15 protein-coding genes and 1 pseudogene are annotated in these 22472 nt (G+C 62.5%); 4 read left to right on the forward strand and 12 right to left on the reverse strand.

Translation table 11 applies throughout. The features are described 5' to 3' along the window. Position 1 precedes the first annotated feature (1 nt). The 9 genes and pseudogenes from E2K80_RS10880 to E2K80_RS10920 all read right to left on the reverse strand — a co-directional run bounded on the left by E2K80_RS10880 (position 2) and on the right by E2K80_RS10920 (position 12583). Positions 2-955, reverse strand: a complete 954-nt coding sequence (locus E2K80_RS10880; protein ID WP_135375028.1) for a glycosyl transferase family protein — start codon at positions 953-955, stop codon at positions 2-4. After that, positions 952-3582 carry a nitrate reductase gene (locus tag E2K80_RS10885; protein WP_135376579.1) on the reverse strand — a complete coding sequence of 877 codons (2631 nt, stop codon included), beginning with the start codon at positions 3580-3582 and terminating at the stop codon, positions 952-954. The genes E2K80_RS10880 and E2K80_RS10885 overlap by 4 nt, the downstream gene beginning before the upstream one ends. Continuing rightward, positions 3582-3914 (reverse strand): nitrite reductase small subunit NirD, encoded by a 333-nt coding sequence (nirD, locus tag E2K80_RS10890; RefSeq protein WP_135375029.1) that lies wholly within the window; start codon positions 3912-3914, stop codon positions 3582-3584. Before nirD ends, E2K80_RS10885 begins: the two co-directional genes overlap by 1 nt. Then, positions 3911-6349 carry a nitrite reductase large subunit NirB gene (gene nirB / locus E2K80_RS10895; RefSeq protein WP_135375030.1) on the reverse strand — a complete coding sequence of 813 codons (2439 nt, stop codon included), beginning with the start codon at positions 6347-6349 and terminating at the stop codon, positions 3911-3913. The genes nirD and nirB overlap by 4 nt, the downstream gene beginning before the upstream one ends. Before the next feature lie 5 nt (positions 6350-6354). Then, positions 6355-8027 (reverse strand): annotated as a pseudogene (locus E2K80_RS10900) (ABC transporter ATP-binding protein). Between the two features lie 10 nt (positions 8028-8037). Then, positions 8038-9114 carry an ABC transporter permease gene (locus tag E2K80_RS10905; protein ID WP_135375031.1) on the reverse strand — a complete coding sequence of 359 codons (1077 nt, stop codon included), beginning with the start codon at positions 9112-9114 and terminating at the stop codon, positions 8038-8040. Positions 9115-9200: 86 nt separating this feature from the next. Then, positions 9201-10556: a CmpA/NrtA family ABC transporter substrate-binding protein gene (locus E2K80_RS10910; RefSeq protein ID WP_135375032.1), complete on the reverse strand. Its 1356-nt coding sequence runs from the start codon at positions 10554-10556 to the stop codon at positions 9201-9203. Between the two features lie 273 nt (positions 10557-10829). After that, positions 10830-12002: an ABC transporter substrate-binding protein gene (locus tag E2K80_RS10915; protein ID WP_135375033.1), complete on the reverse strand. Its 1173-nt coding sequence runs from the start codon at positions 12000-12002 to the stop codon at positions 10830-10832. Next, complete coding sequence (locus tag E2K80_RS10920) at positions 11999-12583, reverse strand: ANTAR domain-containing response regulator (RefSeq protein WP_135375034.1); 585 nt, start codon at positions 12581-12583, stop codon at positions 11999-12001. Before E2K80_RS10920 ends, E2K80_RS10915 begins: the two co-directional genes overlap by 4 nt. Positions 12584-12978: 395 nt before the next feature. Here E2K80_RS10920 and E2K80_RS10925 point away from each other — a divergent pair, with 395 nt between their 5' ends. After that, a complete protein-coding gene (locus E2K80_RS10925; protein WP_135375035.1) occupies positions 12979-14802 on the forward strand; it encodes an ABC transporter ATP-binding protein in 1824 nt (607 codons plus the stop codon). A gap of 168 nt (positions 14803-14970) precedes the next feature. Here the strand turns inward: E2K80_RS10925 and E2K80_RS10930 are convergent, their stop codons facing one another. Together E2K80_RS10930 and E2K80_RS10935 are read right to left on the reverse strand one after the other, a co-directional pair. Then, the gene (locus tag E2K80_RS10930; protein ID WP_135375036.1) at positions 14971-18027 is read right to left on the reverse strand and encodes an efflux RND transporter permease subunit; all 3057 of its coding nucleotides are present in this window, start codon (positions 18025-18027) and stop codon (positions 14971-14973) included. Continuing rightward, the gene (locus tag E2K80_RS10935) at positions 18024-19223 is read right to left on the reverse strand and encodes an efflux RND transporter periplasmic adaptor subunit (RefSeq protein WP_210405369.1); all 1200 of its coding nucleotides are present in this window, start codon (positions 19221-19223) and stop codon (positions 18024-18026) included. The genes E2K80_RS10930 and E2K80_RS10935 overlap by 4 nt, the downstream gene beginning before the upstream one ends. A gap of 228 nt (positions 19224-19451) precedes the next feature. On the opposite strand from E2K80_RS10935, the gene E2K80_RS10940 reads away from it, so the two are divergent. Continuing rightward, positions 19452-20060, forward strand: coding sequence for a carboxymuconolactone decarboxylase family protein (locus E2K80_RS10940; protein ID WP_135375037.1), 609 nt, complete (start codon positions 19452-19454; stop codon positions 20058-20060). Positions 20061-20248: 188 nt separating this feature from the next. On the opposite strand, the gene E2K80_RS10945 is transcribed toward E2K80_RS10940, so the two are convergent. After that, the gene (locus tag E2K80_RS10945) at positions 20249-20950 is read right to left on the reverse strand and encodes a M48 family metallopeptidase (protein ID WP_238475499.1); all 702 of its coding nucleotides are present in this window, start codon (positions 20948-20950) and stop codon (positions 20249-20251) included. Between the two features lie 149 nt (positions 20951-21099). Here E2K80_RS10945 and E2K80_RS10950 point away from each other — a divergent pair, with 149 nt between their 5' ends. Both E2K80_RS10950 and E2K80_RS10955 read left to right on the forward strand, forming a co-directional pair. Continuing rightward, positions 21100-21342, forward strand: coding sequence for a hypothetical protein (locus E2K80_RS10950; protein WP_135375039.1), 243 nt, complete (start codon positions 21100-21102; stop codon positions 21340-21342). A 6-nt stretch (positions 21343-21348) separates the two neighbouring features. Continuing rightward, the gene (locus tag E2K80_RS10955; protein ID WP_135375040.1) at positions 21349-22455 is read left to right on the forward strand and encodes a class II histone deacetylase; all 1107 of its coding nucleotides are present in this window, start codon (positions 21349-21351) and stop codon (positions 22453-22455) included. Positions 22456-22472 lie beyond the last annotated feature (17 nt).

Genomic DNA, 22472 nt, shown 5'->3' on the forward strand with positions numbered 1-22472 from the left:
TTCAGGCGGCGATTGCGCGATGGCGACGGGTCCAGAGACCCCGGGCCAGATGTTCGGGCCGGGCATGTCCCAATGTGTGCAGGGCAAGGGCCGCCGTGCCGATAACCACGGCCTCCGCAAACGGGTCGGTCAGATCGCCCTGCCAAAGCGCGCCCAGATGTGTCGGCTCCGCCGGCCCCTCCGCGGCCAGACGGCGCTGCGCATCGACCCGGCGCGGAAAACTTTCAGCCCATGGGCTGCCGTTACGCAGGCCGAAAGCGGCAATATCCTTGGAAGGCAGGCGTTCGAATTCACCGCCACCGCCCTTGATCACGGTCAGGGATTTCCAGCCAAGCAGCACCGCCGCATCGGCCTGAAGCAGACGGTATGAGGGGTGGAACACCCCCTGAACGCTGGCCTGCGCGCGCGCCGGGTTCAACATCCGGCACACCGTGTTGAGGCAGGAGCGCAACCCCAGCACCTGACGCAGCCCAAGCAGATCAAACAGCCGGGGCGACAGGGTTTCCAGCGGCAGATAGGCCAGACCTTTGCGGGGCCGCATGGCCTCGGCAGGTTTCAGAACCGGTATTTGTGCCGCGTGCAACCCGCTGCGCACCGCCTGATCCTGACCGTTCCAGCCATGCAGCAAAACAGAATGCCCCGCCGCGGCCACCAGACGGGCCGACAGCAGGAACCAGGGCAGGCCCCGGGTCCGCCCGGCGGCATAGCTGGGCCAGTCCAGATCAGCCGGGGCCAGCCGGGGCAAAGCCGCCTGTGCCGCGGCGGCGAAGCCCGCGATTTCCTCTGCTATCTCCCCTTTCATCCGCAACAGCATCAAGAGCGCACCGATGGCCTCCGGTGCGGCCTGCCCCCGATCCAGCATCAGCCCCATGGCCTCCTCTGCCTCTTCCCGGGTCAGGGACCGGGATCGCCCCGGGCCACGCCCCAGAATACGGATATGGGGTGCCAGGCTCATTCGGCGGCCTCCCGCGCGGCAAGCCGGGTCAGAAGACCGGCAATCTCAGACCGGCAGGAACCGCAATTTGTCCCCGCCTCCAAGGCGGTGCCAACCGCCTCGACACTCATCAACCCCTGGGTTTCGATGGCCGAGACAATCGTATTCACGCCAACCCCGAAACAGGAACACAAAACCGGCCCCGGATCGGGGCGGTTGGCGGGGCGCCGCCCGGTCAAGGCCTCGGGCGCGGCAGAGCCGGGCAGCCCCGACAGATAATCGCGCATGACCGCCACCGGGTCTGGCGCGACAAACAGCGCTGCGGAAAGACGGTCATCTTCAAAAAACGCGATGCGGGCCATGCCGCGCGCCGGGTCCAGAATGGATTGTACTGTCGCGGTGTCGAGGTTGAAAAGCTGCCGCGCCTGCGCTTCCCAGTCGGTGACCGGGGCGCATCCGGCAAGCTCTGCCCGGTAGCCAGCCACGGTCGGGGCAAGCGCCCAGTAATCCGAGGTCAGATGCATCGGCGTGCTGGACAGCGCAAAACCATACCACGCGGCTTTCAGCTTTTCCAAAGCCACAACCGCCGCCTTGCTTTCGGGCTGGCCCGAAAGGGGATCGGTCGCAGCGGGCACCAGCGCGTCGATCCGGCCCGAGGGGGCGGTTTCCCCGGTCCAGTGCATCGGCGCAAAAACCTGCCCCGGTTGCACCGCATCGGTGATCCGCGCGCGCAGAATGGCCTTGCCCGTGGGGCTGGTCAGGCGCAGCAGATCCGCAGGCGACACCCCCAGCCGGGCGGCATCTGCGGGGTGAAGCTCAACAAAAGGTTCCGCCATATGGGCCGATAATCTGGGCGATAATCCGGTACGGGTCATCGTGTGCCACTGGTCGCGGATGCGCCCGGTATTCAGCCGGAACGGATAGCGGGCCGAGATCCGCGCCACGGGCCCCCTTGCGGTGACCGGCACCATCCGCGCCTTGCCATCATCATGAAAGAACTGCCCGTCTGCAAAGAACCGCCCACCCTGCCGGGTTGCGGTTACGGGCCAGCGGGTGGGCGCCAACGTCTCGTATCCATGGGCATCCAGCCTGGCGAGCGCGGAGATATCGAAATCGCGCCCATATCGCCCGGCGATCCCTGAAAGCGCGGCATATTCGCGGAAAATCTCAACCGGGTTCTGGTAATCGAACGCATCGGTCCAGCCCATGCGCCGCCCGACCTCTGCCAGAATATCCCAATCGGGCCGTGCCTGCCCCGGGGCGGCCAGCACCGCCCGTTGCCGGCTGATCATACGGTCGGAATTTGTGACCGTGCCGTCTTTCTCGGCCCAGGCGGTGGCGGGCAGCAGCACATCGGCCAGACGCGCGGTATCGGTCGCGCCGGTGATATCGCTGACCACCGTGAACGGGCAGGCCCTGATGGCGGCGCGCACCGCATCCGCATCGGGCATCGACACCGCCGGGTTGGTATGGATGATCCAGAGCGCCTTGATCTGCCCTGCGCCCACGGCACGAAACATATCAACCGCTTTCAGCCCCGGCGCCCCGGGCATATGCGGTGCGGACCAGAAGCCCTTGACCACCGCGCGATGATCGGCATTTTCCAGATCCATATGGCAGGCCAGCGTATTGGCCAGCCCGCCCACTTCACGCCCGCCCATCGCATTGGGCTGCCCGGTGACAGAAAGCGGGCCCATCCCCGGTTTGCCGATCCGCCCGGTGGCCAGATGGCAATTGAGGATCGCACTGACCTTATCGGTGCCGGAACTGGACTGGTTGACCCCCTGGCTGAAGATCGTGACGGCCTTTTCGGTTCCGACCCAAAGCCGGTAAAACGCGTCAATCTCTGCTTTGGTCAACCCGGTGGCCGCCGGATCATCCGCCACTGCTGCTGCGCATGCGGCCTCCGCGCCCTCCACATGTGTCAGATAGCCGGCATCCAGCGCGTCAGCCTGACAGATCGCCGCAAGCAGCCCGTTGAACAGGGCCACATCACTGCCCGGCGCCAGCGCCAGATGCAGATCGGCATCGCTGCAACTGGCCGTGCGGCGCGGGTCGATCACGATGATTTTCGTGCCCCGCGCCTTGCGCGCCGCCAGGATACGCTGATGCAGCACCGGGTGGCACCAGGCCAGGTTTGACCCGACAAGAACAATCAGATCCGCCTGATCCAGATCGTCATAGGTGCCGGGCACCGTATCTGTCCCGAAGGCGCGTTTATGGCCCGCCACGGTCGAGGCCATGCAGAGCCGCGAATTGGTGTCGATATTGGCCGAGCCGATGAAGCCTTTCATCAGCTTGTTGGCGACATAATAATCCTCGGTCAGAAGCTGACCGGACACATAGAAGGCCACGCTGTCGGGGCCATGATCGGCGATGGTGCGGCGGAACCGGTCGGCCACATGGTGCAGGGCCTCATCCCAATCGGCCCTGGCCCCGTCGACCATCGGTGTCAGAAGCCGCCCGAAAGCCCCCACGGTTTCCCCAAGCGCCGAGCCCTTGGAGCAGAGCCGCCCCTTATTCGCCGGGTGATCCGGGTCCCCGCGCACTGCAAGCCCGCCTGCCCCGTCAGGGCGCAGCAACACCCCGCACCCGACCCCGCAATAGGGGCAGGTGGACCGCGTTTCCGCATGCCCTGCCCCATCCATCACGCGGCACTCCGGCGCCCTAGTGCTGCGCCATTGATCAGGATGCGCCGGGCCTCGATGCGCACCGGGTAGGTGTCGATGCGCCCCTCATCGGCACCCGCCGCCTCGCCGGTATTCAGATCAAACACCCAGTTATGCAGCGGGCAGGTGACCTTCTGCCCATGAATGATCCCCTCGCTCAGCGGGCCGCCCTTGTGGGGGCAGGTGTTCGAGGCGGCAAAAACCTCGGCCTCACCGGTGCGGAACACCGCGATACAGCCCAGATGGGTTTTCAAAAGACGCGCGCCGCGCAGCGGCACATCTTCCAGCGCTCCGATATCAATCCAGCTCATTCCGCGGCCTCCAGGGTCAGATCGGCAAGGGGCGCATAGCGTTCGGCCTGGGTGGCCGCGTGTTCGGCCCAGGGGTCCTTGCGATAGATCGACTGGCTCAACTCGAAGGCGGCGATCAGACGCTGGCGTTCCTCCAGATCCGCAACCACACGGTCCTGCACCCAGTCCAGCCCGACCTTGGCGACCCATTTATAGGCGCGGTCCAGATATCTGGCATTCTCCCGGTAAAGCTGCACAAAGGCGATGGTCAGGTCGATCGCCTCCTGCTCGGTCGCCACATCGGCCAGACGTTCGGTCTCTTTCAGGTCCATCCCCGCCGCACCGGCAACGCTGACCTGATAGCCGCTGTCGACACAGATGATGCCGATATCCTTGCAGGTCGCCTCGGCACAATTGCGCGGGCAGCCCGACACGGCCAGCTTCACCTTATGGGGTGTCCACGAGCCCCAGAGGGCCTGTTCCAGCTTGATGCCAAGCCCGGTGCTGTCCTGCGTGCCGAACCGGCAATGATCGGTGCCGACGCAGGTTTTGACCGTGCGCAGCCCCTTGGAATAGGCATGTCCGCTGACCAGCCCGGCCCGGTTCAGATCGGCCCAGATCGCCGGCAAATCCTCCCCCTTCACGCCCAGAAGGTCGATCCGCTGACCGCCGGTGACCTTCACGGTGGGCACGGCGTATTTGTCGGCCGCATCGGCAATGGCGCGCAGTTCCGCCGGGTTGGTGATGCCGCCCCACATGCGCGGCACCACGCTGAATGTGCCGTCTTTCTGGATATTGGCGTGTTTGCGTTCGTTCACAAAACGGCTTTGCGGATCGTCGCGATATTCCACCGGCCAGTCCGCCAGCAGGTAGTAATTGATCGCCGGGCGGCAGACATGGCACCCGTTTGGCGTGGTCCAGCCCAGTTCCTGCCAGACGGCGGACTGGCTTTTCAGCTCTTTGGATTTGATCAGCCGCCGCACATCCTCATGGCTCAGATCCGTGCAGCCGCAAACCGGTTGCGCCGTGGGAAGCTGAAAATCATCGCCCAGACTGACCTGCAGCAATTGTTCCACCAAACCGGTGCAGGTGCCGCAGGACGCGCTGGCCTTGGTGGTTGCCCGAACCGCGGCCAGATCAGTGGCGCCCCCCGCGATAGCCTCGGTGATTTGCCCTTTGCAGACGCCGTTACAGCCACAGATTTCCGCCTCAGGCGGCAAGGCTGCAACGGCTGAGAGAGGGTCCGCCCGGGTCCCCCCCTGATAGGCCGGACCGAAGATCAAAGTCTCGCGCATCTCGTCGATCTCGGTGCCGTCCTTGATCAGACCGAAGAACCAGTTGCCATCGCCGGTATCGCCATACATGACCGCACCGACCAGACGGTCCTCCTCGATCACCAGACGTTTGTAGATGCCGCGCGCCGGGTCACGGAACACGATATCCTCGCGCCCGGGCCCATCGGCAAAATCGCCGGCGCTGAACAGGTCGCAGCCGGTGACCTTCAGCTTGGTGGCCAGCTCTTTCACCACAAAGGCATCGGGTTCATCCATCAGGCTTCGGGCCAGCACCTTTGCCTGATCGTAAAGCGGCGCGACAAGGCCGAAGAGATGGCCATCAAACTCGACACATTCACCCACCGCATAGATATCCGGGTCGCTGAGGGACTGCATCTGGGCGTTGACCTCAATGCCGCGGGCCACCTCAAGCCCGGCTTCCGAGGCCAGCCGGGTTTCCGGCCGGATCCCCACGGCCATGACCACCAGATCGGCCTCAAGCCCGGTATTGTCCTCCAGCATGACGCCTTCGACCCTGTCCTCCCCAAGGATCGCCGCCGTCGAGGCCTGGGTGATGATCGTGATCCCCCGCGCCTCCAGATCCTTGCGCAGAAGATAGCCGGCGGCTTCATCCAGCTGCCGTTCCATCAGATGGCCCATCAGATGCAGAACGGTCACCTCCATCCCGCGCTCGGCCAGTCCTGCTGCGGCCTCCAGCCCCAGCAGCCCGCCGCCGATCACAACCGCCTTGCCGCCCTTTGCGGCGGCCGCGACCATCGCGTTGGTATCGTCCAGATCGCGATAGGTGATCACCCCGGGCAGATCGCGGCCTTCCACCGGAATGATGAACGGGGCCGAACCGGTGGCGATCAGCAGCTTGTCATAGGAAACCGCGCCGTTCTGCCCGATGACCTGTCGCGCCTCCCGGTCGATCCCGACCACATGTTCGCCAAACCGGCAGGTGATGCCACGGGCCTCATACCAGCCCTCATCATGGGTGACGATCTCGTCATATGTTTTCTCGCCCGACAGCACCGGGGACAGCATGATCCGGTTGTAGTTCCCGCGCGGTTCCGCATTGAACAGGGTGATGTCGAACGCGTCCGGGGCCGCCTCGGCAAGGTGTTCCAGCACCCGGCCCGAGGCCATGCCCGCCCCGATCACAACAAGTTTCTGGGTCATCGCGGTCACTCCGCTGCAACGGCCGCAGGGGCCGTGGTGGGCGCCTTGGGTTTGGCGCCATGTTCGTATTCTTCAAGGAAATCCAGAACATCCTGCCGGTAGGTGTAATAATCGGGATGTTCCAGCAACGCCTTGCGCGTGCGGGGGCGCGGCAGATCAACCTCGGTGATCTTGCCGATGGTGGCGCGCGGCCCGTTGGTCATCATCACAACCCGGTCGGCCAGCAAAATCGCCTCATCCACATCATGGGTGACGCAGATCGCGGTGACCTTGGTCCGCGACCATACCTCCATCAGCACTTCCTGCAGTTCCCACCGGGTGAGGCTGTCAAGCATTCCGAAAGGTTCATCCAGCAACAGGAGTTTCGGGCTGAGCGCAAAGGCCCGCGCGATGCCCACCCGCTGCTTCATCCCGTTCGACAGATCGCTGGCCTGTTTGTCCATCGCATCGGCCAGACCGACCCGTTCCAGATAGTATTCCACCACATCCTGACGTTCGGCCCGGCTGGCGCGGGGGTAAACCTTGTCGACCCCGACTGCGACATTTTCCTTGGCGGTCAGCCATGGGAACAGGGAGGGCGACTGAAACACCACCGCACGCTCCGGATCCGCACCCTCAACCCCCCGGCCATCCAGCCGGATCACCCCTTTCGAGATGTCATTAAGGCCTGCCGTCATCGTCAGAACCGTCGACTTCCCGCAACCGGAATGGCCGATCAGGGAAATGAACTCACCCTTCTTCAGCTTCAGATCGAAATCCTCGACCACGGTCAGCGGGCCTTTGGGCGTCGGGTAGGTTTTATGGAGCTTGGAAAACTCCAGATATTTCTCGTCCAGCGCGGTCTGGGCTGCCGTCGCGACGGCGGCGGGCACTGTGTGGATCGGGGCAACATCGGGCAGCACCCGGGTGCCTTCCACCTTGGCCTCGATCCCCACATCCATCAGATAGCCGGTGACCTGGGCGCGCAGACGTTTGAATGTTTCATCATGGTTCATCGCGATCCGGTCGCGGGGGCGCGGGATATCCACCTTGACCGGGTCGGCCAGCGTGCCGTCGGGGTTCAGCGGGATAATCCGGTCGGCCAGCAGAATTGCCTCATCCACATCATTGGTGATCAGAACGCAGGTCTTCTTATCCGCCTCCCATATCCGCTCGATCTCTTCGGCCAGATTGGCGCGGGTCAGTGCGTCAAGCGCGCTCAACGGTTCATCCAGAAGCAGCATTTCCGGGTCCATCGCCAGCGCACGGGCCACATTCACCCGCTGTCGCATTCCCCCGAAAGCTCAGCCGGGCGGCGCGCAGCCGCATGGCTCAACCCCACCATATCCACGTAATGCGCCACTTTCGCGGCACGCTCCGCACGGCTCAAACCTGAAAACATCGTATCGACCGCAAGGCCCACATTGCCGCTGACCGTCAGCCAGGGCATCAGCGAATAATTCTGGAAGATCACCCCGCGCTCCGGGGCCGGTTCGGTCACTGGCGTGCCTTTGAACAGAACCTCTCCCTTGCTTGGCCCTTCCAGACCCGCCATCAGGTTGATCAGCGTCGTCTTGCCGGTGCCGGAAAACCCAAGCAGCACCAGAAACTCGCCGTCTTCCACATTCAGGTTGATGTCCCGCAGCACCTCGGCCTCGCCAAAGCTTTTGCAGACATTGCGCAATTCAAGAACAGCCATCCGCCCGACCTCAACGATTATTGGTGAAGGTGAACAGCGACTGGATCGTGAACATCAGCCGGTCCAGAAGGAAGCCGATGATCCCGATGGTGAAGACCGCAACCATGATCTTGGCAAGCGATTGAGAACTGCCGTTCTGGAATTCGTCCCAGACAAATTTGCCCAGCCCGGGATTCTGCGCCAGCATCTCGGCCGCGATCAGAACCATCCAGCCCACGCCAAGCGACAGGCGCAAGCCGGTGAAGATCAGCGGCAGGGCCGAGGGCAGAACCAGTTTGGTGATCTTGGTCCAGGTGCCCATTTTCAGAACCTTCGAGACATTCACCAGATCCTTGTCGATCGAGGCAACGCCAAGCGCGGTGTTGATCAGCGTCGGCCAAAGCGAACACAGCGTCACAGTGATGGCTGACACCAGAAAGCTTTTCTCGAACCAGCCGTCATCGCTGGTATAGACCGCTGACACGACAATCGAGACGATGGGCAGCCAGGCCAGCGGACTGACCGGTTTGAACACCTGAATAAGCGGGTTCAGCGCCGCATTGGCGGTGACCGAAAGCCCTGCGGCAATGCCAAGGGGCACCGCGACAAATGTGGCCAGCAGAAACCCGAAGAAGACCGTTTTGATCGAAATCCATATCTGCTGATAATAGGTTGGGGCGCCGGTAAAGCTGCGATAGCGCGGTTCTTCCCCTTCGGCGATACGTTCGGCATTGCGGGCATCCTGACGGTCATAGAATTCCGCCGCGCGGCCCATCTGGCGTTCATGATCCGCATGCAGATTGCCAACCTGTTCCCAGACCTGCGCCGGTCCGGGGATTGCGCCAAGCGAGGTCTGGACCTGTGGTGCAAGCGTGCCCCACAAGACAAGAAACACGGCAATCGACAGAAGCGGCACACCAAGCAACCGCCAGATATCGCCGATCTGGGCGCGCGGGTTATCCCCGGCTGCGGCCCGCAGGATCGGCGTGATCCAGGCCAGACCCAGAACCTTGAACCAGGCATCGGCCTTGTTGATCCGGGTGAAACGGCGGGTACGCCGGGCCTCTCGGGCGGCGTCGGACTCGAAATCAGGGTCTATCGTCGTCATGGGGGCGGCCTTTCAGGAGGCATATGAGTGGGTAAGGAAAAGCAAGGCGGGCCGCGCGATGCGCCCGCCTTGCACTTCTGGACCTGTCAGCCCTGTACAGCACCGTCGATGACGGTCTGTTCACCGGTCAGACCGATGGGGAAAGCATCAATATAGGCGTTGGGATGACGGCCATCATATGTCAGCCCGTCGATCATCTCGCTGACCGGCTCGCGGAACCCGTCAGTCTCCCAGGGGAAATCCGCCTCTGTGGCCAGCCCGTCATCCACCAGGCTGCGCGCCGCCTCAAGATAGAGGTCGGGGCGATACACCCGTTCGGCAACCTCGTGATACCATTCATCCGTTTGCGGCTCGGCGATCTGGCCCCAGCGGCGCATCTGGGTCAGATACCAGACCGCATCGGAGTAATAGGGATAGGTCGCGTAGTAGCGGAAGAAGACGTTGAAATCGGGAATGTCGCGGACATCGCCGGGTTCAAACTCGAACGTGCCGGTCATCGAGGCGGCAATCACCTGTTCATCGGCGCCGACATATTCAGGCAGGCTGAGAAGTTCGACCGCCTCCATCCGGTTGGCATTGTCATCGGCATCCAGCCACATGCCAGCGCGGATCAGCGCGCGCACAATGGCCCGCGTGGTGTTCGGGTTCTCTTCGGCAAACGCCTCGGTAATGCCGAAGACCTTTTCGGGGTTGTTGGGCCAAAGCTGATAATCGGTGATCACCGGAACCCCGATGCCACGCTGCACGGCCTGCTGGTTCCAGGGTTCGCCGACGCAATAGCCGAAGATCGTACCGGCCTCCAGCGTGGCGGGCATTTGCGGCGGCGGGGTGACGCTCAGGAACACATCCGCGTCAATTGTGCCGGTGATGTCATCGGGGGAATAAAAGCCCGGGTTCAGACCACCGGCTGCCAGCCAGAACCGGATCTCGTAATTATGGGTCGAGACCGGGAACACCATGCCCATGTCGAAACGCGTGCCTTCATCGCGGAACTGTTCCACAACCGGAACCAGAGCTTCCGCACTGATCGGGTGCTGCGGCCGGCCATCTTCCATCGAGGGGATATGCGGGCGCATCAGCTCCCACACCTCGTTGGAAACGGTGATGCCATTGCCGTTCAGATCCATGGAAAACGGGGTGATGATATTGGCCTGCGTGCCATAGCCGATGGTGGCCGCGATCGGCTGACCGGCCAGCATATGGGCGCCGTCAAGCGTGCCGTCGATCACACCATCCAGAAGCACACGCCAGTTGGCCTGCGCCTCCAATGTGACGAACAGGCCCTCATCTTCAAAATACCCACGCTCATAGGCGATGGCCAGCGGGGCCATATCGGTCAGTTTGATAAAGCCGAAAGTCAGTTCGTCGATTTCGAGGTCGTCTGCCATCGCAGGCCCGATAAGGGCCGAGGTTGCTGCCAGCACAGCAAGAAGGCGTTTCATAGGATCGTATCCTTTCCTAGCGTCCGGTCTGTAAGGGGATGAAAGACCGGAAAAACAAAAAAGCCGCTGACGCACTTCGTGTTTTCACGAAGGGTCGAGCGGCTTTGCTCGGTCTTCCCGATATTGGGAAATGTCGCAGTGGAGACACCTTTGCCTCCGACATCGACAGCATTGCCCGCCCGCATTGCAACGATCAAGCATGACGGCAGAAAACCGGCGCAGACAGCGCTGCATCGCCGCAATGCCCGCGCGGCACTGCCGAATTTTTAGGCATCAATCCGGGCCGGGGTCAAAAATGCGGCCATCAAAAAACATATCGGGTTGCAGGAACAGACGCCCCTGATCCGACGCAACCGGGGTTGGCTGGCGAATCGACCCTTCAAGCTTGCTGGACGCACCGGGCATCACCGCCCGGGAAATGGCCAGTTGCGCGCGATAGATATCACTGCGAAAGACTCCGCGCGCGGCCTGATCGGCGGCAGCCATATCCAGCCCCGCACGGGCGGCAATGCGCTGCGCGATCCAGGCCGACTGGCTGCGCCACGGGAAACTGGCCGCGCCGTTATGGAACTCCAGAAACTGCGGCACATGGCGCTGTTCCCCCCGGGGCGAGATCGTCAGATGCCCCGACAGGCTGCGATCAATGACCTCGGCCGGGATATCAAGATATTGCGGGCGCGACAGAATCTCGGCCGCCGCCGTCGCGCTTTCCGGGCGTGACAGCCAGCGGCCCGCTTTCCATACGGCGCGCATGATCCGGCCCAGCAGGTTCGGCTCGGTCTCTGCCCAGTCGGTGCGCACGGCCAGCACCTTTTCCGGCGCGAATTTCCAGATTGCCGCGCCCGGCAGCAGCAATTCGCCCAGGCCCCGTTCCACCGCGATGGACCCCCAGGGCTCGCCCACGCAAAACGCCTCCACCTCTCCGGCGCCCAGGGCGCCCGCCATCAGCGGGGGCGGAATGGTGCGGATCTCGGCCTGATCGGGTTGCAGCCCGACCCCCTCGAACCAGTAGCGCAACAATTCATGATGCATCGAAAACGGGAACGGCACCCCAAATCGCAAGGGCCCGTCGAGAACCGACAGCAGCGCCGCGCCCGCCGCCTTTGCATCGTCAAAGCCAAACCGGAACCCGCCCGCGCGCAGCCGATCGGCCAAAGCCTGGCTGACCCCGATCACATTGCCGTTCACAGACAGAACCGATACCGCGGAAATCGGCGTTCTGACACTGCCAAGGCCAAGCGCCATCGCCACCGGGATCGGGGACAGCAGATGCGCCGCATCGACCCGGCCAAAGGCCAGCATATCGCGCACCGACGACCAGGAGGGCGCGCGCACCAGATCAAGCGACAGCCCTTCGGCCTCGGCAAAGCCCATCTCTTCGGCCACAATCATCGGCGCGGCATCGACCAGCGGGATATAGGCGGCGGAAACCGTGACCGTTTTCATGACAACAGCCCCTGGGCCGTTACCAGCGCCTCGGCCACATCGGCCACCCGCCGCCCCTGATCCATCGCCGTCTTGCGCAGCAGCGCATAGGCTTCATCCTCGGTCACACCTCTGGCTTTCATCACCAGACCCTTGGCGCGGTCGATCAGTTTGCGGTCTTCCAGGGCGCGCCGGGTTTCTTCCAGCTCGATCCGGATCTGGCGGAACATCTGAAACCGGGCGGTGGCTGCGGCCAGCACCGGCTGCAACCGGTCAGGGCGCAACCCATCCACCACATAGGCCGACACCCCGGCCTCCACCGCAGCTTTCGCCAGCCCGCCCGCCGCGCCGGAGACGAACATCGCCACCGGCCGGTCCAGCGGGCCCGAGGCCAGGGTCAGTTCCTCCAGCATGTCACGGGACGGGTTTTCGATGTCGATCAGAACGATATCGGGCAGGCGCGCCGCAATCTGACGGCCAAGCCCCGAGACATCGCCGATGACAAAGACATCATAATCCCCGGTCTCGTTCAGCGCATCCACGATCTGGATCGCCCGATCCCGATTCTGTTCAACCACAACGATGTTGAGACGGTCGCTCATGCATGCCCCGTGGAACGGGTTGCGGGTTTTGCCAAGCCCGCTTTGGGCGAAGCGCGATCAAATCCCGCCCGCATGCCGGTCAGGCCCAGAGCTTGGGCCATCTGCCTAATTGATAGGCACAAACGAAATCAAACACTCCGCCGGCAGGACGGGCAGGACGTTAAAGCGGTTTGCCGCCGATCCGGGGCATGGGAGACCCGGTGTGCAAATCATTTCAAATGAAGGCCTGACAGCGCGTTCAGAATTCTGTATGAGTGCCGAACGACTCATGATGGAGAGATTTTGATGATGTTTTCCAGGACCCCACGCCAGAGCTGAACAAGCCGGTCCTGAAAGGGTGGCTTGTTCCACCCCCTCGTCATCACAATCTCATCCCGCGCCCTATGGAGGGCATCATGTATCGCAAGTTCGAAGATCTCATAAACCCGTTTGCCCATGTGCCCGGTGATACACCGCCGGGAACGCTTTGGGCCTATTACCGCACCCAGCTTGCACCGTTCCGCCGCTGGCTGCCCTGGATGGCGCTTGCCGGGTTTCTGGTGGCGATCATGGAAAGTGCGCTGATCTTCTATTCCGGTCGTCTGATCGACCTGATGAACACGGCTGGGCCGTTGGCCTTCTGGCAGGCCCATAAGCTGGAGGTCAGCCTTGCCGCGCTGTTCATCCTGTTCCTGCGGCCGCTTCTGATCACCTTCAACCATTTCTTTCTGGAACAGACCCTGGCCTCGAACATGCAGGAGCAGACCCGCTGGCGCGCCCATAAACACCTGTTGGGGCAGTCACTGGGGTTCTTCCAGAACGATTTTGCCGGCCGGTTGAGCAACCGGGTCATGCAGATGGGCCCGGCGGTGGAAGACAGTGTCTATATGGCGTTTGAAGGGATCTGGTTTTCCACCACCTATGTGCTGGGCGCGATCCTGATCCTCAGCCAGATCGACATTCGCCTGGGAATACCGCTGACCATCTGGCTGATTGTCTATGTGGTCTATGTGCGGCGGATTGCGGTTCGCGTCGCGTCGGCCTCGGAAAAATGGAGCGATGCGCGTTCCCTGGTGACCGGCCGGGTTGTGGATGCCTATGCCAATATCGAAACGGTCAAACTGTTCTCTGCCGGGGACCGGGAGGAAACCTATGCCCTGTCGGCCATGCGCCGGTTGCGGTTGCGGTTCCAGCGGTTTCTGCGGCTGATGACGGAACTTGCCTTCGGTCTGAACGCGATCAACGGCATGCTGATTGTCGGTGTGATTGCCCCGGCCATCTGGCTCTGGACCCGCGATATCGTTTCGGTGGGGGAAGTCGCCGCCGCCTCGGCCCTGACCATCCGCCTGAACGGGATGAGCGGCTGGATCATGTGGGTCACGATCCGCCTGTTCGAACATGCCGGTGTGATCCGCGAAGGCCTGCGGTCAATCGCCAGGCCGCAGGATGTGGTGGACGCGGCTGACGCGGTTCCCCTGGTTGTGCGCAATGCCGAGATCAGGATCGAGAACCTGACCCATCATTACGGCAAGGAGCATGGCGGGCTGGACGGGATCAACCTGACCATTCCGGCGGGCCAGCGGGTCGGTCTGATCGGGCGCTCGGGCGCGGGCAAATCCAGCCTTGTGAACCTGCTTCTGCGCTTCCGCGATGCGGAAACCGGGCGGATTCTGATCGACGGGCAATCGGTCTCCGATGTCACCCAGAACAGTTTGCGCAGTCAGATCGGGATGGTGACGCAGGACAGTTCCCTTCTGCACCGGTCGGTCCGGGCCAATATTCTCTATGGCAAACCCGGCGCCTCGGAGGAGGAGATGATCGCAGCCGCCAAACGGGCCGAAGCCCACGCGTTCATTCAGGATCTGCGCGATCCTGAGGGGCGCGAGGGCTATAACGCCCAGGTCGGGGAACGGGGTGTCAAACTGTCCGGCGGCCAGCGGCAGCGCATCGCGATCACAAGGGTGATCCTGAAAAACGCACCGATCCTGATCCTGGACGAGGCGACCTCGGCGCTTGACAGCGAGGTAGAGGCCACCATTCAGGCAACCTTGTATGGTGTGATGGAAGGGAAAACCGTGATCGCCATCGCCCACCGTCTGTCCACGATTGCGCAGATGGACCGGATTGTCGTGCTGGATGCAGGGCGCGTGGTCGAGGATGGCACCCATGGCGATCTGCTGGCCCGGAACGGGCTTTATGCCAGCCTCTGGGCCCGGCAATCGGGCGGGTTTCTGGGCTGATTATGGCGTGTCACCGGCAACACAAGGTGACACGCCGCAAGGTGGGGTTTTCCACAGCCCCCGCGTGCCGGAATTCTGCAGAATTCCACGTGGAAAACTGGAGTTTTCCACCCCCGTACCGCATTAACCGGGCAACACGCATATGCCGCCCGGAAAAATCAGGGCCTGTCACTCTGCAGGTTTGGGCTGGTTCGCGCCCAGAACGCTGACCAGCCCCCGGCGCAATCTGACCCGCAGACCGTTTATGAGGCTGAACATCGACGGCACGAACAGCAGGGACAGCAGCGTTGACAGCAACAGCCCGCCGATCACGGCAACGGCCATCGGCGACCGAAACTCACCCCCTTCGCCCAGGGCAAGCGCACTGGGCACCATGCCTGCGGTCATCGCAATCGTGGTCATGATGATCGGCCGCGCCCGTTTGTGGCCCGCCTCGATCATGGCACTGTTCTTGTCCATCCCCTCGGCCATGCCCTGAAGCGCAAACTCAACCAGCATGATGGCGTTTTTGGTGACGATCCCCATCAGCATCAGAAAGCCGATCACAACCGACAGGCCAATGGCGTAATCCAGAATATACAGGGCAAAGATCGCCCCGCCGATGGCCAGAGGCAGCGACAACAGAATCGTCACCGGTGTCAGGAAGCTTGAGAACAACAACACCAGCACCACATAGACCAGTAATATGCCCGCCCCCATGGCCAGGCCGAAACTGGTGAAGACATCGCCCATGATCTCTGCATCGCCCGCGCTTTGAATAGACGTGCCTTCGGGCATGTCCAGCGCCACGGGCACCGAAAGCGACGCGGCATTTGCGGGGCCAAGCAGCGCGCCGGGGGCAAGATCGGCCTCGACCAGCGTGCGATACTGCCGGTCATAGCGGTCAATCATCGCGGGCCCCGTTGACAGGGCAACATCAGCAATCACCCCCAGAGGCACATCACTGCCATTGGCACTTGGCACCCGCTGCCCCTGCATCAGGAACAGATCGCGCCGCACATCTTCGGCGATACGCACGACGATGGGGATCTGCCGCTCCTCGGCGTTGAACCGGGCGGTGTTTTCATCGGTATCCCCGATCGTGGCGATCCTGATCGTATTGGCCAGGGCCACCGCTGTCACACCGCGTTCCGCGGCCAGTTCCGGCCTTGGCGTGATCTGGATTTCCGGACGGGTGAGCGCCGCCGTGGAGGAGGCGTTTTCAACCATATCCAGATCATTGATCTGCGCGGCCAGCGTGATCGCAGCAGCATTTGCCGCAGCTTCACTATCCCCAAGAACACTGATCTGGATATCCCGTTCACCATTGTCATTGAGCACATGCAGCCGCACATCCGGCACACCCAGAAGCCGCTCTGAAATCTCATCCTCGATCTCGAAGAGGGACCGGTCACGGTCACTTTTCGAGCCAAGATTGACCATCATCCGCGCGGTATTGATGCTGCCCTCGCCACCATGGACAAAGATGTTTTCCACCTCTGGGATATCCGCCAGAAGTCCGGTGGTCCCGCGAGAGACGACACGGGTTTCCTCCAGAGTCGCCCCGGGCGGCAGTTCCACCGAAATATTGCTGCGACCGGTATCTGCGGCGGGGATGAACTCGGTCGGCAGAAGGGTTGCGGAAAAGATCGACGCCGCGAAAATGACAAACCCCAGAGCAAGGGTCGCGGCCCGGTTATGCAAGGTCCACCGCAGGATTCGCATATAGGTGCGCATCAGCACCCCGTCTCTTTCTTCCTCTTCCGGCGCGACCCCGTCACGCAGGAAATGGGCGGCGATCATCGGCGTGATCAGGCGCGCCACCAGCAGCGAGAACAGCACCGCAACCGCGACCGTCAACCCGAATTGCCGGAAATACTGCCCGGCAATCCCCGACATGAAACTGACCGGCGCAAACACCGCAACAATGGTGAAGCTGATCGCGATCACTGTCAGCCCGATCTCGCTTGCGGCCTCTTCCGTGGCCTCATAGGCGGGCCTGCCCATCCGAATATGCCTGACGATGTTTTCAATCTCGACAATGGCATCATCCACCAGAATGCCGGTTACCAGCGTGATCCCCAGAAGGCTGACCGTGTTCAGCGAGAAATCCAGCGCATACATGACGATGAATGTGGGAATGATCGACAAGGGCAGGGCAATTGCGGTGATCACCGTCGCCCGCCAGTTCCACAGAAACAGCATCACGACGATGATCGCCAAAGCGGCCCCTTCATACAGCGTTTCCATCGCGCTGTGATAATTGCCTTCGGTATAGATCGTGGCATCGTCAATCAGCGAAAACGTGACATCGGGATAGTCCGCCGCCATCTCTTCCAGCCGGTGCTTGACGCCATCCCCGGCCAGCAGGTCGCTGGCGCCGGTGGACCGGAACACCCCAAAGGCCACGACCGGCTGCCCGTCCAGCATCGCGAAATTCCGCACCTCGGCCGCGCCATCGGTGACCGTGGCAATCTGATCAAGCCGGATCGTGGGGCCACTGGGAAGGGTGATCGGGGTTGCGGCCAGCTGGTGCAGTGTTTCCGCGCTGCCAAGGGTGCGGATGCTGTATTCCTGCCCCGCCAGATCGCCACGCCCGCCGCCAAGATTGATATTCGACTGGCGAAGCTGGTCATTGACCCCGGATGCGCTGAGCCCCAGTGCCAGCAGGCGGTCGGGGGCAAGGTCCACGCGTATTTCACGCTCTGCCCCGCCGATACGGGTCACCTGCCCCACACCATCGACGGATTGCAGATCGCGGGCCACCACATCATCCACAAAATACGACAGTGCCTCGATCGAGATCGTGGGGTTGCTGACCGCATAGGTCAGAATGGGCTGCCCGGTCACGTCCAGACGCTGGATCACAGGCTCTGTTGCCGCCTCGGGCAGTTCCCCTTCCACGCTTGTCACCGCGTCTTTGATATCGTTCAGCGCGCGGTCTGTATTCGTCTCAAGTTCGAACTCGATGGTGATATTCGCAACTGAATCCGTGGCAGTGGCCTGAACATGGCGCACGCCGGACACATCCGACACCGCATCCTCAATAGGGCGGATGATCTGATTGGTGATCTCTGACGGAGCCGCCCCCGCCTGACCGACATTCACGGTGATGATCGGAATGTCGATATTGGGGAATTGCGTCACCGGCAATCGGGCAAAGCCAACCATACCCAGAACCATCAGAACCAGAAACAGCGCCAGAGAGGGGACCGGTTGGCGAATGGCCCACACAGACATGTTCATTCGCCGGTCTCCGCGATCTCGCTTTGTTCATCGACAAAGACCGGCGTCACAACATCCCCATCCGAAAAGAACGCCCCCGCGCGGGCCACGACAACCTCATCCTCGGCCAGCCCGTCCAGCACTTCGCGTTGCCCTTCCCAGATCAGACCGGGGGAGATCTCGCGCCGTGAAAGCCTGTCATCGGCCACCACGAAAACATAAGCCCCATCCGCATCACTCAGAACCGCGGTGGTCGGTACGCTCAACGATGTGCGGCGCTCGGTGATGATCCAGCCGCTGGCAAAAAGCCCCGCGCGCAGCGCTTGCGTGGGTGGAATGCTGATCCGCACGATGCCCAGCCGGGTGACCGGATCGACCGTCGGAGAGATCAGCCTGACCTGGCCCTGGACCGGCCCAAGCCCCGCGATATCAAGCGTGACATCGCTGTCCTGCCCGACCCCGCTGATCGCGGTTTCCAGAACCTCGGCCTCCACTTCGATACGGCTCCCGACAATCAGCCGGAAAATCGGCTCCCCTCCCGAGGCGGCAATCGCCCCAAGACGGCCGTTTCTGGCCGAGATCAAGCCATCAACCGGCGCCATGATCGCCGCGTGATCCAGATTAAGCTGTGCAATGTCCAACTGTGCCTGCACCTGTTGCTGCTGGGCCTGGGCCACGGCCAGCCCGTCGGTGACCGAGGCCAGGGTGGCGCGCGCCGTGCGTTCAGAGGCGGTGGCCTGATCCAGATTTGCCTGGGTGCCGGTGCCGCTTGAACGCAGTTGCTCGGCCCGGCTCAGCACAGATGTGGCCTCGGTCAGGGAGGCGCGCGCCGACGCGATCTGGCTTTCCGCCTGACTGACACCGGCCTCGGCCCGGGCCAGTTCCGCCTCGGCCTGGGCCACCTGCGCCTCCAGCGTCTGACTGTTCAGCCGGGCCAGCACATCCCCTTCTGAAACCGTGTCGCCAATGTCGAAATACATCGCGTCAATCGTATATCCGTTGACCTGCGGATAGATCAGAAGCTCTTCACGGGGCACAAGCGTGCCGGAAACCGGCACCCGGTCGATCATCTGCGCCGGGGTTGCGGTTGCCACGGTTACCGTGGGTGCCCGCACGGCCTCCGGCGCGACGGCCTGCCCCGTGGCATCGACCGCCACAAGCAGAAGCGTTGCCACAAGAAAACCGGAAAGGCGGGGATGCCGGGAAAAAACTGCCATATTATACCTATGTTGATGAGGCCGGACCTGCGCCCGCAGCGTCGAAATCGCCATGCAAGCGATTATCGCGCCGCACAATATATTTCCAGCCGCAATTGTGATGCACGTCAAAACCGGGAGGCGCTGAACCCTCCGGGTATGTCCTCCAGGATGAATGCGGACCAAAGCAGATATTGACCCGGACCGGATAGGATGCACAGCTATCCGCCATCACAAACCGGAGACCTTATGCCCTGGATCGACACCATCCCCTATGACACCAGCACCGGCAAACTGCGCCAGCTTTATGATCGCGTCAAAGGCCCCGGCAATAATGTCGATAACATCATGATGATGCACAGCCTGCGCCCCCACACGATGGAGGGGCATATGGCGATCTATAAAAATGTCCTGCATCATTCGGCCAACACCATCCCGAAATGGTTTCTGGAAACCATCGGGGTGTGGGTCAGTCTGCTGAACGGCTGCGCCTATTGTGTGGAGCATCATTTCAACGGTTTGAAACGGCTGTTGGACGACGAGGAGCGCGCCAAGACCATACGCGCCGCCCTTGAGGGCGGGCAGATCACCGGGACAGGCCTGACAGACGCCGAACAACATGCCTTGCGCTATGCCGAGGCATTGACCCGCACGCCCGCCGATATGCAGCAACCCATGGTTGCTGCCCTGCGCGAAGCGGGCTGGAATGACGGTGAGATTCTGGAGATCAATCAGGTCAGCGCCTATTTCGCCTATGCCAATCGCACGGTTCTGGGGTTGGGATGTTCCGTCCAAGGCGATGTTCTGGGCCTGTCCCCCGGAAATTCCGAAAATCCGGAAGACTGGTCTCACCGGTAACGCATTGCGGGGTATTACAGCATGCTGCCTTAAACCTGAGACATCGCGCATCACAAATGTCCCGAGAACGCGAAGCGTGGCAGGGTATTTGTGATTCAAGTTTCAGGCAGGGTGCTTTAGGCTCAGGGCTCAGACCCAATACATGATGGGTGCCGCGGGTGCGGGTGCGATTGCGACCCTGACCCAGATCAATTCGGGTGCCCGAAACGGGCAGCCGCCTCACGGACAACCGCCTGACGGGCGGCATTGGGCGGGTGGCTGCCCAGAAACTGATTGCCCGGGTCAGGCAGCCGGTCGAAAAACGCCGCGCCGCGCACCGGGTCAAACCCGGCATCAATTGCAATGAGCGTGCCCAGCGCATCAGCCTCCAACTCGTGATTCTGCGAAAACCGCTGCGCCCCTATGGCAGCCCCGAATTCCACCGCCTGCCGGATGCCCGCCTGATCGGCCCCGTTTATCTGCGCCAGAACCCCAAACACAATCGCCCCCTCGCGGGCCGAGGCAAGCTGCTCGGGGATATGTTCCTCGATATGATGTGCCGCCTCATGCCCCATGACAAAGGCCAGCTCGTCGATATTGCGCGCCTCGGCAATCAGCCCCAGGGAAAAGATGATCTGCGGCCGCCCGTGCCGGTCCACGGTCTGGAATGCATTCACACCCGCCCGCGGGTCACGCTCCACACGGATCATATAATCGCAGTTCTGATGCGGGGTTTCCCGGCGGCAAAGCCGTTCGGCCACCGGTTCGATCCGCGCCGTCACTTCGTGAAAATTCGCAACCGCCGTGGCCGCAGGCAGGCGCGGCGTCTCGGCCCCGGCCGCCGGCGCCGGCCCTGTTTGCGGTACCGGCGCAACAGTGCAGGCCGTCATCCCGAACAGGGCAAGGATCATCAGGCAGGTCCGCATCGGCATCCTCCGTTTGTGTAAAGGATTAGCACGGCGCTCTCTGCGGTCCAGCCCGATCACGGCAATGTGGTCGCCCTTGCGCAGCCCGCCTCATGCCGTTGCAAAGCCTCCGGATCACCCATAGGTTTCGGGTCATGTTTACAATTGAACATGAATTCGATGCGACCGTGATCACCCTGGTGGATGAAGGCGCGGCCCCGTTGCAGGAAGACCTGACCATCTCCGCCTTTTCGGAATGCGTGACGCTGGAACAATTCGACCCGCGCACGGACCGGACCGAAAAAATCACCCTGTCCATGGCCCAGATTCAGGATCTGGCCGCAGCACTTGACCTGCCCGAAGGCGTGTATCGGCTGCGGCGTGAGGTGACGGAGTAAACAGATATGGCGACGGGGTTTTTCTGGGATGAACGCTGCTTCTGGCATTCCGGGGGCAATTACGCCTTCATGAGCCCTGTGGGCGGGCTGGTGCAGCCGATGGCAACCGGCGGTTTGCCGGAAGACCCCGAAACCAAGCGGCGTTTGAAGAACCTGCTGGATGTGACCGGGCTGCTGGATACGCTTCACAGCCAAAGCGCGCCCGCGATCACCGAAGACGACCTGCTGCGCGTCCACCCCGCCAGCTATCTGGAGAATTTCCGCAGCACCTCGACCGCCGGGGGCGGCGAGCTGGGCCTGCGCACGCCTTTCGGACCCGATGGTTATGACATTGCCTGCCTGTCAGCGGGCCTTGCCAAAGAGGCGCTTTTCGCCACGCTGACCGGCAGGGTCGATAATGCCTATGCCCTGTCGCGCCCGCCGGGGCACCATTGCCTGCCCGATTTCCCCAACGGGTTCTGCCTGCTGGCCAATATCGCCGTGGCGGTCGAGGCCGCTCTGGCCGCCCGCATGGTGGATCGCATCGCCGTGCTGGACTGGGACGTGCATCATGGCAACGGGACCGAGGCGATTTTCTATGACCGGGATGATGTGCTGACGATCTCAATCCATCAGGAACGCAACTATCCGCTGGACAGTGGCGATTTCGAGGATCGCGGGTCAGGCGCGGGGGAAGGGTTCAACCTGAACGTGCCCCTGCCCCCCGGCGCCGGGCATGCGGCCTATATAGAGGTGATGGACCGGCTGGTGATCCCGCAGGTCCAGGGGTTCCAGCCCGATGCCATCGTCGTGGCCTGCGGGTTTGATGCCTCGGGCGTCGACCCGCTCAGCCGGATGCTGGCCGGGTCCGATACATTCCGGCAGATGACCGGAATGACCCGCGAGATCGCCGATGACCTTTGCGACGGGCGTCTGACACTGGTCCATGAGGGGGGCTATTCCGCCGCCCATGTCCCGTTCTGCGGCCATGCGGTGTTGGAGGCCCTGTCAGACAGCCCGATCACCGCCCCCGATCCTTTGGCCCCGCGCATCGCAGGCCAGCAACCGGGGCCACGCTTTCAGGCCTATTGCACGACGCTGATCGCCGAGATGGAGGCCGCGCTGACCTCCTGAACCCGGCCCTGGCATCG

Source organism: Rhodophyticola sp. CCM32 (genome assembly GCF_004751985.1).
GTDB lineage: Bacteria > Pseudomonadota > Alphaproteobacteria > Rhodobacterales > Rhodobacteraceae > Rhodophyticola.